2 protein-coding genes are annotated in these 1309 nt (G+C 39.6%); both read left to right on the forward strand.

Going from position 1 to position 1309, the window contains the following annotated elements; genetic code table 11:
• Window positions 1-25 precede the first annotated feature (25 nt).
• The gene (locus KDK14_RS11770; protein WP_257265315.1) at window positions 26-1120 is read left to right on the forward strand and encodes a restriction endonuclease subunit S; all 1095 of its coding nucleotides are present in this window, start codon (window positions 26-28) and stop codon (window positions 1118-1120) included.
• Between the two features lie 6 nt (window positions 1121-1126).
• Window positions 1127-1309, forward strand: a 183-nt coding sequence (locus KDK14_RS11775; RefSeq protein WP_257265316.1) for a type I restriction-modification system subunit M N-terminal domain-containing protein, incomplete at its 3' end; no start/stop codon positions are given.

Consider the following 1309-nt stretch of genomic DNA (forward strand, 5'->3'; position numbering starts at 1 on the left):
ATAAGAGCTGTAGAAATATGGAACTATGGTTTACCAGTACTTTTTGAGAAGTTACAGAGAAACTCTAAAAGGTAGTGCGAATACTCAGTACTATAGGAGAAAAGCTGGTCAGTTTGTATACAGTAAACTGGACTTCCTCAACCAAGCCTTTGGTATTATTCCCGAGCATTTAGATGGATATGAGTCTACCGTTGATTTGCCTTGCTTCGATACCAGCAAAGAATTAGACACCAGGTTTCTACTCGAATATGTACAACGAAGAGATTACTATAAGAAATATGGTGAGATTGCAGATGGTGGAAGGAAAGCAAAGCGCATTCAAGTTGAAACTTTTCTGGATTTTCCTATTTTTCTTCCTAAGTTAAATGAGCAGAAAAAATTATCAGCTTGTTTATCATCTATCGACGACTTGATTACCAACCAATCCCAAAAACTCGCTACTCTGAAAGACCATAAAAAAGGGCTGATGCAGCAGCTCTTTCCCGCAGAAGGAGAAAGCGTGCCCAAGCTTCGGTTTCCTGAATTTCAGAATTCAGGAGATTGGAAATTACATAAAATCGAGAACCTTGCCAAGAGAGGATCTGGCCATACACCAAATAAAAGTATTTCCGAAAATTATAATGGTGGGGTTAAATGGGTATCTCTTGCTGACTCAAAAAATCTGGATAATGGCTTTATCTTCAATACAACAGTAGAGATTTCTGAAGAGGGAATAAAAAACTCATCAGCAGTCCTTCATCCACAGGGTACGGTTATTTTAAGCCGTGATGCAGGAGTTGGAAAAAGTGCTGTCCTTAACTCTGCAATGGCTGTCAGCCAGCACTTCATTGCATGGCAGTGTGACGAAAAAAAGCTATCCAATTGGTTTCTCTATTACACTTTACAGGCCTTAAAACCTGCCTTTGAACGAATTGCTGTAGGTAATACGATCAAAACTATCGGTCTGCCTTATTTTAAAGAACTCAAGATAAACAAACCTTCTTTTGAAGAGCAAGAAAAAATAGCTGAATGCCTTCGGTCTGTTGATGACCTTATTTCCATCCAACTCAAAAAAGTAGAAAACATAAAGCTCCATAAAAAAAGCTTAATGCAGAAGTTGTTTCCTTCGCTTAGAGCCTGAATATATATGACTACAAAAGACATGAATAATCTTGGCAAAACCCTCTGGGGTATTGCCAACCAACTGCGTGGCGCCATGAACGCCGACGACTTCCGTGACTATATGTTGTCGTTCCTTTTCTTACGTTATCTTTCTCCTGAATCCGTAACTTCAGAAGACGTTGAAACCTTCGGAAGCCGGTCGTGCCGA

The sequence above is a fragment of the Endozoicomonas sp. ONNA2 genome (assembly GCF_024606365.1).
Lineage (GTDB): Bacteria > Pseudomonadota > Gammaproteobacteria > Pseudomonadales > Endozoicomonadaceae > Endozoicomonas.

Excerpts from the sequence above, each read along its gene's own strand:
- KDK14_RS11770 (WP_257265315.1), top strand. The coding sequence starts at position 26 with ATGGTTTACCAGTACTTTTTGAGAAGTTACAGAGAAACTCTAAAAGGT.